This is a genomic window from Kitasatospora sp. NBC_01287, assembly GCF_026340565.1.
Taxonomy (GTDB): Bacteria; Actinomycetota; Actinomycetes; order Streptomycetales; family Streptomycetaceae; genus Kitasatospora.
In genome coordinates this window covers 264,573-279,706 of sequence record NZ_JAPEPB010000002.1, presented here as the reverse complement: position 1 = coordinate 279,706, position 15,134 = coordinate 264,573, and the positions used below count along the sequence as shown (strand labels likewise).

At 72.4% G+C, this 15,134-nt stretch carries 12 protein-coding genes; 11 read left to right on the top strand and 1 reads right to left on the bottom strand.

Annotation, left to right across the window (positions count from 1 at the left end; genetic code table 11):
- Positions 1-10 precede the first annotated feature (10 nt).
- From OG455_RS38125 to OG455_RS38110, 4 genes are read left to right on the top strand one after another with little or no spacing between them, the layout of a single operon-like run.
- Positions 11-2,143, top strand: a complete 2,133-nt coding sequence (locus tag OG455_RS38125) for a hypothetical protein (protein ID WP_266301344.1) — start codon at positions 11-13, stop codon at positions 2,141-2,143.
- Between the two features lie 39 nt (positions 2,144-2,182).
- On the top strand, positions 2,183-5,647 hold the full coding sequence (locus OG455_RS38120; protein ID WP_266301343.1) for a hypothetical protein: 3,465 nt from the start codon (positions 2,183-2,185) through the stop codon (positions 5,645-5,647).
- Positions 5,647-6,888 (top strand): hypothetical protein, encoded by a 1,242-nt coding sequence (locus tag OG455_RS38115; RefSeq protein WP_266301342.1) that lies wholly within the window; start codon positions 5,647-5,649, stop codon positions 6,886-6,888. The genes OG455_RS38120 and OG455_RS38115 overlap by 1 nt, the downstream gene beginning before the upstream one ends.
- 51 nt (positions 6,889-6,939) lie before the next feature.
- Positions 6,940-8,142 carry a hypothetical protein gene (locus OG455_RS38110; protein WP_266301341.1) on the top strand — a complete coding sequence of 401 codons (1,203 nt, stop codon included), beginning with the start codon at positions 6,940-6,942 and terminating at the stop codon, positions 8,140-8,142.
- Between the two features lie 18 nt (positions 8,143-8,160).
- On the opposite strand, the gene OG455_RS38105 is transcribed toward OG455_RS38110, so the two are convergent.
- A complete protein-coding gene (locus OG455_RS38105) occupies positions 8,161-8,868 on the bottom strand; it encodes a TetR/AcrR family transcriptional regulator (RefSeq protein WP_266301340.1) in 708 nt (235 codons plus the stop codon).
- 1,024 nt (positions 8,869-9,892) lie between these two features.
- Here OG455_RS38105 and OG455_RS38100 point away from each other — a divergent pair.
- The 7 genes from OG455_RS38100 to OG455_RS38070 all read left to right on the top strand — a co-directional run bounded on the left by OG455_RS38100 (position 9,893) and on the right by OG455_RS38070 (position 15,122).
- A complete protein-coding gene (locus OG455_RS38100; RefSeq protein ID WP_266301339.1) occupies positions 9,893-11,104 on the top strand; it encodes an MFS transporter in 1,212 nt (403 codons plus the stop codon).
- Between the two features lie 66 nt (positions 11,105-11,170).
- Positions 11,171-11,839: an HAD family hydrolase gene (locus OG455_RS38095; RefSeq protein ID WP_266301338.1), complete on the top strand. Its 669-nt coding sequence runs from the start codon at positions 11,171-11,173 to the stop codon at positions 11,837-11,839.
- Positions 11,840-11,976: 137 nt separating this feature from the next.
- Positions 11,977-12,588: a DUF4913 domain-containing protein gene (locus tag OG455_RS38090; RefSeq protein ID WP_266301337.1), complete on the top strand. Its 612-nt coding sequence runs from the start codon at positions 11,977-11,979 to the stop codon at positions 12,586-12,588.
- The gene (locus OG455_RS38085) at positions 12,585-12,827 is read left to right on the top strand and encodes a hypothetical protein (RefSeq protein ID WP_266301336.1); all 243 of its coding nucleotides are present in this window, start codon (positions 12,585-12,587) and stop codon (positions 12,825-12,827) included. The genes OG455_RS38090 and OG455_RS38085 overlap by 4 nt, the downstream gene beginning before the upstream one ends.
- Positions 12,824-13,321 carry a hypothetical protein gene (locus OG455_RS38080; protein WP_266301335.1) on the top strand — a complete coding sequence of 166 codons (498 nt, stop codon included), beginning with the start codon at positions 12,824-12,826 and terminating at the stop codon, positions 13,319-13,321. Before OG455_RS38085 ends, OG455_RS38080 begins: the two co-directional genes overlap by 4 nt.
- The gene (locus tag OG455_RS38075) at positions 13,321-13,977 is read left to right on the top strand and encodes a hypothetical protein (RefSeq protein WP_266301334.1); all 657 of its coding nucleotides are present in this window, start codon (positions 13,321-13,323) and stop codon (positions 13,975-13,977) included. The genes OG455_RS38080 and OG455_RS38075 overlap by 1 nt, the downstream gene beginning before the upstream one ends.
- Positions 13,974-15,122: a hypothetical protein gene (locus OG455_RS38070; RefSeq protein WP_266301333.1), complete on the top strand. Its 1,149-nt coding sequence runs from the start codon at positions 13,974-13,976 to the stop codon at positions 15,120-15,122. The genes OG455_RS38075 and OG455_RS38070 overlap by 4 nt, the downstream gene beginning before the upstream one ends.
- Positions 15,123-15,134: the final 12 nt, after the last annotated feature.

The window sequence follows — 15,134 nt, the reverse complement described above, 5'->3', positions numbered from 1 at the left end:
GGGGACCCGCATGGCCACCGTCGGCCACCGCACCCGCTTCTTCGACCACCGCCTCCCCTCGCTCTACGCTGGCCGCTACGCCGCCAGCGTGAGCGAGACCATCCAGGGCCTGAACACCGGCAGCACGCTCCCCGACCGCGTCCAGCGCTTCGACGTGCGCCAGCCGCGGTTCTCGGTCGCCGCCTCCGAGGTCCAGGCCGCCTACCCGGTGCCGGGCGCGATCGGCACCTACAGCCAGATCCTCCCGCACATCACGCTCGACGCGCCCGCGCTGCCCTGGGCCCGGCGGCTCAAGGGCGACATCCCGGAGGGCGTGCCGTGGGTGGCGCTGCTTCTCTTCGGCGAGGGCGAACTGCCCGGCGACCGCGAGGCGGTCGGCCAGGTCACCGTCAGCACCGTCCGCCAGCTCCTCGACGGCCAGGCCGGCGCCGGCCGCGCACCGGACATCGACCCCGACAGCCTGATGCCCGGCGAGGACGAGGAAGCCTGCCGAAGCATCCTGGTGCCAGCCGAGCTGTTCACCGCGATCCGGCCCGAGCCCGCCGAGCTCGCCCTGCTGTCGCACATCCGCGAGGGCGGCCCGCCGGACGCCGACCACGTGCGGGTGGCCGGCACCGACCCGGAGCCGCTGACCGAGAACCTCAACTCGGTGGTCGTCGCCAACCGCTTCCCGCCCGCGACGGGTGGTCAGCAGGTGTTTCACCTGGTTTCGTTGGAGGGCTTCGAGCCCTACATCACCGGCACCGCCCCGCCCGCCGAGGGCCTGCGCCTGGTCTCGCTGCAGACCTGGTCGTTCGAGACCCTGCCGGACTCCGGCATCGGCTTCGGCGACGTCGTGGCCAACCTGGCCGCCGCCCCCGACACGCTGCTGCGCCTGCCACTGAACGGCGGCGGCGCCGACGGCGACGTGCCGCAGCGGCTGGCGAGCGGCGCCACCGCGCTGCCGCACCGGCTGGAGTCCGGCGAGCGCAGCTTCGCGTTCTACCGGGGCCCGCTCACCGCCACCCCCGCCCAGGAGCTGCCCGCACCGGCCGACCCGCGCCTGGAGTCGGCCGGCGAGGCGCTGGTCTACCTGCGCGAGCACGGCGTCTTCGACACCGGCTACGCCTCCGCGTTCAGCCTCGGGCGCACCCTGGCGATGGCCGACGCGCCGTTCCGCGGCAAGCTGCTGGAGTTCCGCAAGGCCGCCCGCCGGGCCGTGCGCCGCCTGGCCACCAGGCCCGAACTGGTCACCGCGGCCCGCACCGTGCGCCAGGCGGCCGACCAGCTGAACGCCAACCCGCAGCGGGCGGCCTTCGACCGGCTGATCCGCACCGCGCTGCCCGCCGCGCTGGCCCGCACCGGCGCCGACCTGGCCGCCGCCGAGCACCGCCCGGCCGCGCGCACCGCCGCGGCGCTGCCGCTGGCGGCCGCCGACCTGCGGGCCCAACTCGCCTCCGAGCGGGTCCGCGAGGTGCTCCGGGAGGCCACCGACCCCGAACGGGAGCCGGTCCAGGAGTGGTTGGCGAACCTCAGCCGGCTGGAGATGATCCCCTTCGACCATCTGGTGCCCGATCCGCGGATGCTGCCCCCGGAGAGCATCCGGTTCGCCCACCTGGACGCGGAATGGATCCGCGCGGCCGTCGACGGCGCGCTCAGCGTGGGGGTCGGCCACGCGCTGGACGCCGACCTGAACCAGTTGGCGGCCGAGGTGCCCGCGCCGCCCGCCTGCGCGGTGCTGATCCGCTCCGAACTGATCCCCAACTGGCCGCGCACCATCATGACCGCTTTCGCGGGCGAGGACACGGTCGAGCCGGTGCACCGGCTGCACTACGGCAGCGACGTGCTGCTGCTGCTCTACCCACGGGTCATCGACACCTTCGCCCTCGCCGAACCGCCGCAGGGGCTGCACTTCGGCGTCAGCGACAACGGCACCATCGAGCTGCGCCGGCTGACCGGCGACATCGGCTACCCGATGGGCGACTTCCCCGAGGAGTACGGCTTCCGGCGCTTCCTGCGCCCGGGCGGGCGCGACGTGCTGGACGTGGCCGGCGACCTGCTCACCGAACTGGCCGCCGCCCACGAGCGGGCGACCCTGTCCCCGGCCCAGTTCGCGCTGCAGATGACCAAGGCGCCGCAGCTGCAGCTCTTCGTCCGGCCCTGACCCCACCGACACCGCTCCACGCTCCCGAAGAGGATCCCCATGCCCAACGACACGCTGGTGGTGCCGGTCGAGGTCGCCGCGTTCGCGGTCAACGCGCAGACCCGCGACACCGACGGCAGCTACGTCATGCAGCGCTGGATCGCCAACTACGTCCCGTTCGTCAACGACAACGCGGCGCCCGAGCCGGCGCCGTTCGCCGGCACCGAGATGTGGACCGGTGACGCCCGCCGGCTCGGCGTCTACCTGCAGTGGCAGCTGCCCGAGGGGCTGTGCCAAGGCCGGCAGGACGAGGACGGTGAGATCGGCGATTTCCCGCTGGTCCCCAACCGCTGGCTGGTGGTGCGCCGTTCCAACGGCGGCGTGCGGTCCTGGGTCGTGCAGTCCGACCACCTCGACCGCAGCACCGGGACCGTCTCCTACCTGGCCCCGGACGCCGCCACCGCGACCGCCACCAAGATCGGGCGCCGAGTCGAGCTGACCGCCACCGACCCGTGGCGCGAACCCGCCGACGCCCCCGCCCCGTTCCTCACCGCCATCGGCCCGGGACTGCTCACCTTCTCCGTCTACCAGCCCTACAACGGCAACGTGTTCTCGCTGCACGACACCCTGGAGGACCTCACCGGCGACGACCGGCTCAGCTACTCGGTGGCCGGCTGGTACGCCGACCCGGGCAGCGACATCCTGGTCGTCGACGGCAACGACCAGCGGGACTTCGCCGAACTGCTCGAAGAGTTGGAGTGGATCCTGGCCCCCGGCATGGGCAGCCCCCGCCGCTCGCTCTACACCGGCAGCGCGCTCAGCGTCGCCTGGCGGCCCGACGGCGGCATCCCCGAGTCCGACTCCCCGCTCGCCGCCTCGATCGCGGTCGCGATCGGCAACAGCGTCGGCGAGGCTGCCGCTGTGATGCAGGAACAGGCCGGCGGCAGCGGCGCGTTGAGTGCCGAGGACGCCCGCCGCTACGCCGCCTTCACACTCGGGGTGCTGGAGGACTTCGAGCGCGCGGACGGCGACCTGTTCCCGGAGCGCGCCCGCCACGACTCCGGCTTCGGCCCCGTCCCCGCCGGCTACTCCTGGCGGGTGGTGGACCGCGACACCGAGGCCGCCCGCGCGGCCCGCAGCCCCGCCGAACGCGCCGCCGACCGCCGCAGGGCCGCCGACGTCACCGCCGGGCTCAACCGGGCCCAGCGGGAACTCGGCACGCTGGAGCGCGAGTTGTACAGCGCCCGGCAACACCTCTACGTGCTCTGGGCGTTGAGCCAGGAGAAGAAGCAGCCCGACGTCTTCAGCACCCCGGTCCGGCGCGAGCTCGACCCCGAGTACCCGAGCGGCGCCGCCGGCCGGACCAGGGCGCTAGCCACCCAGGTCGCCGCCGCCCGGGCCGAACTCCCTTGGTCCACCGAGGAGGAGGAGCTTGCGAGGCAGGCCCGTGAGTACGCCGCCGAGCACGGCCTGCGCGCCGCCCAGGTGCTGCAGCGGGTGCCCGAGGAGCCGTTCGAGCAGAGCGCGGACCCGGTGCTGATGCTGCAGGGCGCCAAGCTCAACGCCCCGATGACCCGTGGCTCCGACCTGCCGTGCCGGGTCCAGGAGCGCCTGGTCACCCGGGTCGGCTCGATCACGGCGGCGAGCGTGGCCGCCGAGGTGGCCAAGGTGAACACGGCCGGCCTGCCGGCCGTGCTCCCCGCGCTGCTCAGCGAGTTCTTCATCCTCGACCAGGCCCGGAAGACCGGCGTCGGCCTGGAGGACGCCGACGGCCGGCTGCCCGAGCACGGCACCGATCCGTGGCGCCAGCCCTGGCAGCCGCTCTACCTGCTCTGGGAGGCCGAGTACACCGCCATCCCGTTCCAGGCGGACGGCACCGAGTACTGGACCTTCGACGGCCACCGCTACCGCTGGGACGGCGAGGGCACCCTGCCGGTGCCCAGGACGGTGGGCGGGCGTCAGATCCTCACCCCCACCAGCGGATACGACCAGGAAGGGCAGATCGAGCACTATGCCGCCGGGCGCGCCGACCTGCCCGCGGAGCTGATCGCCCGGCTGCGCGAGGAGACCCGGGAGCTCGACCAGCTCTCGCAGCGGCTGGACGGCCTGAGCACCGCCGTCGGGCAGCGGGTGGCCGGCGGCTCGGCCATCCCGACCGGCGGCCTCGGCGATCTGATCGCCGACGGCACAGGGCCGCTGCCCGACCCCGGCGGCCAGCCCATCAACCCCTGGGACGACTGGGACGACGTCGACCTGGTCGCGTTCCAGGAACTGCGCTCCGGGCACCTGATGTTCACCAAGCTCTCGGTGGTGGACCGGTTCGGCCGCGCCGTCAACCTGATCGACAACCCGCTGCACTTCGACCGGCTGAAGAAGCCCGACTCGATGACCCCGGACCACGCCGTCGGCGAGATCCAGACCGACCGCTACGCCGAGCTCGGCCCCCGCCTGCTGCAACCCGCCCGGCTGGGCTTCGACTTCCTCTCCGCGACCGGCGACGAGGACGTGGAACTCACCCCCGGCACCAACCCGGTCTGCGCCTGGCTGCTGCACAACCGCCTGGACCGCTCGCTGGCCTGCTACGACCCCGAGGGCCAGGCCCTCGGCGACCTGCGCACCGTGCTCGACCCGAGCGGCCGACGGATCGTCCACTGGACGGCCCTGCCCGGCTCGCCGGTCCAGGAGCTGGCGCAGCTCGCGGCGATCTCCCCACACGCCCACCAGCTGCTCGCCACCATCCAGCGGCTCGGCCCGGAGGTCCTGGACGCGGTGCGCGCCCAGCTCGACGACACCCTGGCCGCCATCGACCCCGAGGGCGCCGAGGACCAGAGCCTGGCCTTCCTGCTCGGCCGGCCCCTCGCCCTGGTCCGGGCCCGGCTGGACCTGCAGCTGCACGGCCCGGCGCGCACCGATGTCGCCTGGCGCAACGTCATCGCCCAGGCGGAGCCGTACATGCCCGGCTACCAGTGGGCGGTGCGCCTGGGCGAGGCCCTGCAGACCGACGACGGGCTGGTCGGCTACGTCCTCGGCGAGGACTACGACCACCTGGAGACCGTGCTGGAGCCGCGCGGCGAGCACGGCGGCTACCTGCGGGCCATCGACCGCGGCCAGCGCCTCAAGCTCGCCTTCGAGGGCGAGAGTTCGGCCACCGTCACGCTGCTGCTGGACCCGCGCGCGCCCGTGCACGCCACCACCGACATCCTGCCGGTCGGCTCGGTCCTGGTGCCGCCGCAGTTCACCGAGACCGCGCTGGCCAACATGGCCGTCAACTTCCGCACCGGCCCGCTGCTGATCGCCACCACCGAACACGGCGCGGCCACCCTCCCGCAGCCCACCACCGCCACCGGCAGCTGGTCCTGGGCCGAGCGCGCCGGGGCCGACTGGGCCCAACTGCCCATCACCGTCCCCGACCCGGCCTCGCTGCCGGTCGGCGAGAACCCGCAGATCCGCACCGGGTTCCTGGTCCTGGAGGACGCCGCCCAGGCCACCCGCAGCACCGTTGGCAACGAGCAGGGAGCCCGCTGATGGCCACCATCGCGCAGATCACCGTCACCGAGTCCGATGCCAAGGACGGCGAACGGACGGCACCTCCGCTCCACTTCCAGCTCAACACCAACCCTGACCCGGTGCGCGTCTCGCCGTCCAGCGGAGATCCCGAGCGCGCCGACTTCGTGATCGTCGGCAGCCGGCGGTCCCTCGGGTCCATCGACTGCCGCAAGATCGTCCTCAACGTGCCGACGGGTCCCAACTCCCCGGACCTCACCTCCGATCTGACCAGCGGCACGCCGCAGATCAGCCTCCCCGGCTGGACGGCGACCACCAGCACCACGGCCAAGACCATCACCTTCACCCCTGCTTCCGGCCACGCCACCATCGGCCGGGACCAGGGAGTGACCCTGCAGCTGATGGGCCTTCGGATCAACACCGTGGTGGGCAGCTCGCCGCTGCGCATCGACATCGAGTGGGCGGAGAGCGGTGACGACTACTGGACCACCGACTCCACCACCATCGACATCGGCAAGTTCCCCGCCGACTTCTACCTGCGCAACTTCATCGCCGAAGACCTCATCATCGACAACGGCGGCTCCGTCAAGCTCAACTGGGAGGCAGGCGGGGCATCTTCGCTCCGCCTGCTCTACGAGGCCGCCGACGTCAATGTGCTGAGGCTGAGCACCTTCACGGTGCACGACGTGCGCCACAGCACGGTCTTCTACCTGCGGGCCACCGTCCAGGTCGGCACCACCACCGTGGAGCGGATCCTCTCCACCACCGTGACCGTCCGCGTCCCCGACCTGGAGGTGCAGAACCTGAAGGTGCGTGGGACCGCGTCGTTCGACGCCGGCGCGTCGTTCGCTGCCGACACCGTGTTCGCGGGGAACGCCACCTTCCGGGTGGGGGCGGAGTTCGAGGGCAGCGTCCACGGCCAGGGTGCCACGTTCACGGGCACGGTCCAGGCCACCCAGGTGCGCGGGGCGCTGAGCGCGAACGCTGACAGCTACCTGTTCCAGCTCAAGAACACCATCACCGCCGGCTCGTACCAACGGGCCCTGCCCAGCGCGGGCTACCTCGTCCTCAACAACCGCGGCACCGGCGGGACAGCGAGCCTGGAACTCAAGCGCTACGGGACGGTCATGGCCCGCGCCACCGTCGGGCCCGGTCAGTCGGCCACCTTCCTCGCCAACGCGGAGACCGAGTTCCAGCTCACCTCGGCCGGCAGCCCGAACCACGTGCTCGAATGGTGGTCGATCGGCGGCATCGGCCTCTGACACACCTTCACGCGTCTCACCGTCCGCACCGAAGAGGGAGATCCCGCACTGATGGCCACCATCCCGCAGATCACCACCACCACCGGCCCCGAGGACAAGAACGGGACCGAGGCCGCACCCCCGCTCCACTTCGAACTCAACACCAACCCGGACCCGGTGCGGGTCTCGCCCGCCACCGGTGACCCGTCGCGCGTCGACTTCGTCCTGGTGGGCAGCCGCCGCAGCCTGCTCGCGGTCGACTGCCGCAAGATCGTGCTCAACGTCCCCACGGGACCCAACTCCCCGGACCTCACCTCCGATCTGAACAGCGCCACGCCGCAGATCAGCCTGCCGGGGTGGACCGCCATCACCAACACGAGCACCAAGACCGTCACCTTCACTCCGGCCTCCGGCCACGCCACCATCGGCCGAGACGAGGGCGTGACGCTGCAGCTGATGGGGCTCCGGATCAACACCGTGGTCGGCAGCTCCCCACTGCGGATCGACGTCGAGTGGTCCGACAGCGGCGAGGACTACTGGAGCACCGACTCCCTGACCATCGACGTCGGCAAGTTCCCCGCCGACTTCGTGCTTCGCAACTTCATCCCCGAGCGGCTCGTCGTCGACAACGGCGGCAGCGTCAAGCTCAACTGGGAGTCCAGCGGGGCCTCCTCGCTGAAGCTGCTCTACGACGTCGCCGAGGTCAACGTGCTCAACCAGAGCACCTACACCGTCAACGACGTCCGACACAGCACCGTCTTCTACCTGCGCGCCACCGTCCAGGCCGGCACCGGAACGGTGGAGCGCATCCTGTCCACGCAGGTCACCGTTCCCGTTCCCGACCTCGAAGTCGCCCGCCTCGTCGTCAACGGCACCATCGAGGCCAAGGGCGACGTGACCGTGGCGACGGGCAAGGCTCTCACCGTCAATGGCCTCCTCGCCGCCAAGGGCGCGGTGGAGATCCAGCGGGACAGGCAGGCGATCATCCTCAACGGGGGGAACAAGACCAAGGAGTTCACGGCCGGAACCGACGGCTGGATCGTGGGAGTCCTGCACAACGCCCAGAGCTACCCCGAGTCCCTGACGGTCCGGATCGACGGCGAGCCGACGGTGGTCCGTTCCGACCCGAGCAGGACCGACAAGCTGTCGGTGACCCTTCCGGTGAGGCGCGGCAGCAGGGTCCAGTTGGAGGTCGACACGAGGGGCGGCAGCGGTCCCTACCCGACGACGGCCACCGTCAACTGGCATCCGCTCGGCGACTCCAGCCCCGTCTGATGCCCCGCGTCCGCGCCATCAGGGCCAGCGATTCCTGGCGGCGCGGCGCTGAGCGGCGCGGTGCTCGCGGCGGCCACCGTGATCGAGGCGGTGCCGCCGATGCCGGTGGCGGGCGGGCTCCGGCAGGCCGGCTACCAGCGGCCGGAGCGCGCGGCCACCGCGTCCAGCAGCGGCTCCATCACGATCTCGAACTGATCGTCCTCGTCGGCCAGCGCCAAATACGGTGTGACCAGTGCGAGTTGAGGGAAGCGCTGGGGGGCCAGGTACTCGCGCCGCCAGGCCATCCGGTCGCCCTCCCGCTGCGCGCCGTCCAGGGACAGCCGAGGCCGCCTCGAAGGAGCTCATCGTCAGCGTGACGTCGACCAGCGCCCAGTAGTAGTGGGCGGACTCCTGCGCACCGAAGCCCGCCTCCAGCAGCGCGCCGATCACCAGGTCCGCACCCCGGAACTCCGCGTCGCGCCGGGACACCCGGGAGGCGACCAGCACGGCCACCGCCGGGTGCGCCAGGCAGGCCCGGCGCACCCGGCGGGCCAGCGCGGTCAGCGTCGCCCGCCAGCCGGGGCCGGGCTCGAATCCGTCGACCGCCTCGGCGATCAGCCGCTCGGCGAGCCCCAGCAGGAGGTCGTCCTTGCCGGCGAAGTAACGCAGCGCCGCCGTGTGGTTGGAGCCCAGGTCGGTGCCGAGCCGACGCAGCGTCAGCGCCTCCAGCCCCTCCGACTCCAGCACCGCCAGCGCCGCATCCAGGATGCGCTCCCGGCTGAGCGTGTTGGACGCCGGCCGCCCACGCCTGGCGCCGGCGGATCGGGGGCCGGGCTGCTGGGATCCGTCATGCCCTCAATTCTAGGCCGCACGATCGGCCCCGCAGACCCACCACCTGCTCCTATTCGCCCCTCGCCAGATGGGCCACCAGCGCGGCGAGCGCCATCGTGGTCTCGCCGTCCAGCGCGGTGTCGTCGGCCACCGGATGCAGTTCACCCGCCGGGCGCCGCGCACTGGACGGTCCAGCACAACCAGGCTCTCGCCGCCGCCGACGTCGTGCTGCAACCAGTGCACGAACCGGCCCAGCCGAACCGTCGCCTGCGGCCAGTCCAGCCCGATCCGCGCGCACCACCGGAGGTACAACGCGATCGAGGTTGCGCACGCGCGCGTCGTGGACTCCGCCAGATCCCGACCCAACCGCGCATTGATCAAGAACTCGTCAGCCTCAGCCACCGGCCGAAGCCCCGCATCAAGAACCTTCCAGTAGTTGACCCCTGACGGCAGCCTCACCAAGAACGACCGGCACTCCTCCATCACGCCTCCCACCTGGCACTACCAACCTCAGGGAGACGCCATGCCAGACATGCCCGACAAATCTACAGAAGCAGTTGCACACGCGGACGAAGCGCTCCCCGTGCGACAGTGCCCGCCCCCAGATCCACCCCGACGAAAGGGGTTCCGGCGGGCTGGGTGACCGCCACCCCGAGTCTCGGCCGCCCCGCCCAACTCACCGCCCTCGGCAACGGAGTCGTCCCCCAACAGGCTTCTAGGGCATTGGAGTTGCTGGTTCCACCCTTTCCCGACTGCCCGCGCTGCCGGGCCCGGTAGGCGGCTTCTACCTGCTTTTCCCGGCCGCACCAAATCGCGGATTGTCCGGACTCTTCTCCCCGGCAGCCGCACCAACCGAGAGGGCTGTCATGCCTGCGTATGCCCCGGCCCGCCGGGCGCCTGCCCGCGCGCCGCCGACCGCCGCACGACCGAAGGACCTTCCTTGAGCACCACCCCCGCCGTCTCCGGCCCGGCCCAGGACAGCAGCTACCGGGCTGTCCTGGGCACCCGCCACGTCGCCCGCCTGCTGGGCGGCACCCTGATCGGCCGTCTGCCCACAGGCATGGCGCCGATCGCGATCCTGCTGCTGGTGCGGGCCGAGCACGGCTCGCTCGCCTTCGCCGGACTGCTCGGCGCCCTGTACGGGCTCGCCGCAGCGATCGGCCAGCCGCTGCTCGGACGCCTGGTCGACCGCCACGGCCAGACCGCAGTCCTGTACACCGCCGCCCCGGCCGCCAGCGCGGCCTTCCTGCTGCTGCCGTGCACCGGACCGGTACGCCATCCGGTGCTCGCGGTTCTGACCGTCGTGGTCGCCGGGCTGGCTACGCCGCCGCTGGAGGCGGGGCTTCGAGCCCTGTGGCCGGTGCTGCTGCCCGACCCCGAGCGCCAGCGCGCCGCTCTCGCCCTGGACAGCAGCTCCCAGGGCCTGGTGTTCATCGCCGGGCCGCTGCTGGCCGCCGGCATCTCGGCGGCCACCGGTCCGCACGGCGCCCTCGTGGCGACCGCGGCGCTCGGCCTGCTCGGCACCGGCATGGTCATCACCGCCGAGCCCTCCCTCGCCTGGACGCCGAACACTTCGGCCCAGCGGATGCACTGGATGGGGCCGCTGCGAGTGCCGGGCCTGCGGGTCCTGTTCGCCGCGCTCGCCGGGATCGGTGTCGCCCTCGGCGCGGTCAACGTGCTCGCCCTCGCTGCCGCCGAGCGCCACCACGCCAGCTGGCTGGCCGGGGTGATGCCCGCCGCACTGTCGATCGGCAGCATGATCGGCGGCCTCGCCTACGGCCGCCACACCTGGCCCGGCACTCCGGCCCGGCACCTGGTGACCGCCTCCGTCGGCTTCGCGGCCGGGTGGCTGCCACTGCTGCCGGACCCCGCGCCCGCCGTCGCCGTCGTCCTCGCCGCGCTGCCCGGCATCTTCCTCGCACCCCTGCTGACCGCCGGCTTCCTGACCGTCGACCGGCTCGCGCCCAAGGGCGAGAGCACGGAGGCGTTCGCCTGGCTGATCGCCTGCATCGGCGTCGGCCAGGCCGTCGGCACCGGCCTCGCCTCCCTCGCCGACTCCGCCGGGCCACTGCCCGCTGCGCTCGTCCCGCTCGCCGGAGCCTGCACCGCGCTCTGGCTGCTGCACCGCGTCAACCACCGCCTGTCCGCCTGACCTCCCTCACCAGCCGAAAGAATCACCATGAACCTCGCCTTCGCGCCCGCAACTCCCTCCTCTCGCATGCACGTTGTCTGGGACTGGAACGGAACGGTGAAGGACGACCTCGACGACCACGTGCAGGCCCTGAACGCCACCCTTCCCGCCCTCGGCGGCACCCCCGTCGACCGGGAGACCTACCGGGCCAAGCACACCGTGCCGATCCCCAACTTCTACGCCCGACTGCTGGGGCGGACGATCACCGAGCAGGAATGGATCTCCAGCGACAACGCCTTCCTGGACCACCTGCGCGTCCAGCCCGTCCGGGTCCGCGCCGGAGCCGTCGAGCTGATGGCCGCGCTGCGCGAGGCAGGGCACACGCAGTCGCTGCTGTCGCTGTGCCCGCACACCACCCTCGTGCGCGAGGTCGAGGAGGCCGGGATCGGGCACTTCTTCGAGCGTGTCGAAGGCCGCACGGGCGCCTCCGGCGGCACCAAGGCCGCACCGCTGGCCGCCCACCTCGACGCCCTCGGCCTCACCGGCCAGGGCCACCGGGTGCTGCTGGTCGGAGACGCGGTCGACGACGCGGATGCCGCCCACGCCAACGGCGCCCTGGCCGTCCTGCACACCGGCGGTCTCCACCACCCCGCCAAGCTCGCCGCCGCCGGCCACCCCCTCACCGACACCCTCGCCGAGGCAGTCGCCCTCGGCCTGCGGCTGACCGCCCGCAGTGCCCACCCGGTAGCCGCTTAGCACGAGTTGGCGGCCCTGCCAAACCGCCGATCCCGCGGATCCTCTTCCCATCCGCACCTCTGGAGCGCGCCCGTGAACCGCCGAAGAAGACCGCCCGACCCGGTCCGCCCCACCCGCCCCAACCCCCTGGATGTGCCATGTCAGACCCGACCACGGGCGCCCCCGAGCCCGACCCGACCACGGGCACCGAGCCCGAACCGATCCGCATCCCCGACGAGGACCTCGACGACCTCGCCAGCGCCCTGGCCCGCACCATCGCCGAGGTCCGCCAGCACGGCGTCATCCTCGACCGCCTCGGCTCCGACCCCGAGCCCCCCACCGCGCCCGAGGCTGGAGAGCCGGGTACGGAGCCCACCGCGCCCGAGGCCGAGAGTCCGGCCTCGGTGTTCATCCTCGCCCTGGGCGGCGCCGAGTACGCCGCCGAACTGGTCGGCCTCGGCAACTGGGTGACCCACATCCTCCTGCCGGCCTACGGCCGGGAGATCAGCTCCGGCCGCCCCTGGTGCTCGCTCTGGTACGAGCACCCAGAGGCCGTCGCCCGCCTCCACGCCCTGTGGCTCGCCTGGCAGCAGCTGACCGATGCCGAGGCCGGACTCAGCGGCCCCTCGACGTGGCACCGCGACCACCTCGACCACGCCCTGCTCCAACTCAGGAGCGCTGACGGCCCGTTCGCCGCGTGCACCACCAGCCCGTCCCGTCCCAACCACCGTGTCCTCGCGTCGCCCGGCCAGCTGGGTCTTGCCGCATGACCCCCGACTTCCGTCTGGACGGTCTCGACCCCGCCGACGCGCACACCGCCGAACTCCACGACCGCCTGGGGGAAGGCGGCTTCGAGGCGATCTCCCAGCACGACGTCGGCGGCGAGCGCAGCTTCATCGTCGCCTTCGACACCACCGCCACGGCTGCCACTCCCCGGGCGGCAAGGCCGGCAGTTTCCAGCACCGCCAAGCCCATCGCCCCTCAGCAGTCCACCGGGAGGTCACTGTGACCCGCGCCCGCTTCGCGTTCGCCGCGCACCCCGACGCCATCGCCGATCTGCGCCAACTCCCCGATGGCATCCGGGACCAGGCCCTGCTGCATCTGCAGGATCTCGTCCACGGCGAGCGCGTCGCCACCCGTCTCGAAGGCCGGCTGGAGGGCTACCACAAGGTCTATCTCGGCGTCGGCGACCAGTTCGCCTCCCACCGCCTGGTGGTGCAGTTCCGCGATGCCCCGCCCACCTCCCAGCACTCCCGCGAGGTCTACCTCGTCGCTGCCGGCTCTCGGCTCGACTACGCGGTCTACCGCTCGGCCCAGAACCGGCTGGGCCGGACCGGTACCAGCCTGCCTGCCGACTCGGACCCGGCCCAGGAGGCCCGCGTCCTGGCGGCCCGAGCCCGCTCCGTACGGCCCGCGCAGAACCGCGGCGCCTCAACCAGCGCTTACACCACCGCCTCGCCCGGCTTCGCCCCCACCGCCACCGCTACCCGAAAGGCCCGATGATGACCACCAACACCCCCAGTCGCTCCGACCTCGCGGGGTGGCTCACCGAGGCAGCCCAGGCCGTCTCCGGGATCCTCACCGCCGAGTACCCCACCCCAGCAGGCCGCTCCTACCTTCACCCGGTCCTCGGCCCGCTGGCTGCCGGGCCCCAGGTGGTGAGCGAGCTGAACCTCCGCCTGGAGGACCTCTTCGACGAGCCGCTGCCGGCCACGCCACTGGGCCTGTTCGCTCTCGCTTCCTACGCCTCCGCGCTGGGCTGGCTCACCGAGTCCCTCGCCGAACTGACCACGGCGGTGGACGCGATCTGCACCCGCGCAGGCATCCCCGTCCTGACGCCCGCGACCGCCGAACCCGCGCTCAACCCGCAGGACGACGAGGGCTTCGACTACTCGTTCAACGCGCTGGAGCTGGCTGCCATCCGCAGCGCCGCCGACGCGGCCGGGATGACACCCGGCGTCTACGTCGAGATGCTCGCCCAGGCACTGCGGGCCGCCGCCGTCATCACCGACGCCTGCATGGAGATCAGCAGCGGCCTGATCGAGGACGCCCAGTACGTCCTCGCCGAGGCCACCAGCGACGTTCGGATCGGCGAGGGCCCCGGCAGCCTCCCCACCCTGGTCCGCTCCCTGCTGGCCCGGATGGAGGCGACGGAGTGAACCCGCACAACCCCACTGAGCGCCCCGGGGCGTATCTGGTCGCCAGGCGTCTGGGTGTCACCGATGCCGGCGCCCTTCCGGTCCTGCACCCGCACGGCAGCCGCCTGCGGCCGGTCGCCGAAGCCGTCAACGACCTTGCGGGCAAAGCGGACGAGCTGAACGCCAAGCTCTTCGACCGCGTCCGCTCGACCCTGGGCACCCTGGAAGACCTCACCCGGCACGACGGCGCCCAACCCGCACCGACCTACGACCGTCTGCGGGACTCCTCCATTCGCGTCGACCTCCTCGCCCTCCAGTGCCACAACGCGTACGCCCACCTGGGTCGACAGCTCGACACCTACCAGGAGGCTCTGCGGACCGTTCACCGCCACGCAGGGGAGTGGATGCTGTCCGCGGCGCACGACGACCCCGAACAGCGCGGTGACACCTGGGGGACGGCTCCGAACCAGAAGCACGAAGCGCTGCTGACGATCGAGCGTGGCGGCTTCCGCTTCCACGAGCACCCCGGCGCCGGAAACCTCTCTCTGCGCAACGACTCCGACATCCGCCACTACCTGCGGCACGAGACCGTCGAGTGGCTCCAGGAGGAGCAGCTCGTCACCACCGACACGGCCTTCTCCACCTATGAGGGCCAGCCGATCTCACTGACGGACCGTGGCCGGGCCACCGTCCAGGCGGTCGGCGCGGTGCAGAACCTCGTCGCGGCCACCCCCGTCGCCGGGCCAGCCACGCGTTCGGCAGACCTCGGGCTGCCGCCAAGTCCGCAGCGCGCCGCTGACCTCCCCTCCCCGGCTCAGCAGCGGGCGCTGGAAGAGATCGCCCGGGGCAAGGTCCGGCTGCAGCAAACCAGCGTGGCCATGGGCATCGTCGTCGACGCCGCCTCGCGGGCGCACATCACCTACTCCACCGTGCAGGCGATGGACCGTAGGGGCTGGGTCCACCAGGACGTGCGTACCTCCCTCTTCGTCGGCCAGGAGCTGTCCATCACGCCGGACGGGGAGGTGGCTCTGCGGGCCGCACAGAAAGCCTCCTCCCGGGTGTCCGCAGCGCTCCACCGCAGCAGCCCTGCCGCCGACCCAACTCCCCTGGCCCCGCTGGCCCCTGGCCCAGCGACTCGGCCCTCCGTCCACTCCCGCACCCGTTAACCGGAGCACGAC

Coding starts and splice junctions, on each gene's coding strand:
- OG455_RS38125 (WP_266301344.1), top strand. CDS start 11: ATGGCCACCGTCGGCCACCGCACCCGCTTCTTCGACCACCGCCTCCCC.
- OG455_RS38120 (WP_266301343.1), top strand. CDS start 2,183: ATGCCCAACGACACGCTGGTGGTGCCGGTCGAGGTCGCCGCGTTCGCG.
- OG455_RS38115 (WP_266301342.1), top strand. CDS start 5,647: ATGGCCACCATCGCGCAGATCACCGTCACCGAGTCCGATGCCAAGGAC.
- OG455_RS38110 (WP_266301341.1), top strand. CDS start 6,940: ATGGCCACCATCCCGCAGATCACCACCACCACCGGCCCCGAGGACAAG.
- OG455_RS38095 (WP_266301338.1), top strand. CDS start 11,171: ATGCACGTTGTCTGGGACTGGAACGGAACGGTGAAGGACGACCTCGAC.
- OG455_RS38090 (WP_266301337.1), top strand. CDS start 11,977: ATGTCAGACCCGACCACGGGCGCCCCCGAGCCCGACCCGACCACGGGC.
- OG455_RS38085 (WP_266301336.1), top strand. CDS start 12,585: ATGACCCCCGACTTCCGTCTGGACGGTCTCGACCCCGCCGACGCGCAC.
- OG455_RS38075 (WP_266301334.1), top strand. CDS start 13,321: ATGACCACCAACACCCCCAGTCGCTCCGACCTCGCGGGGTGGCTCACC.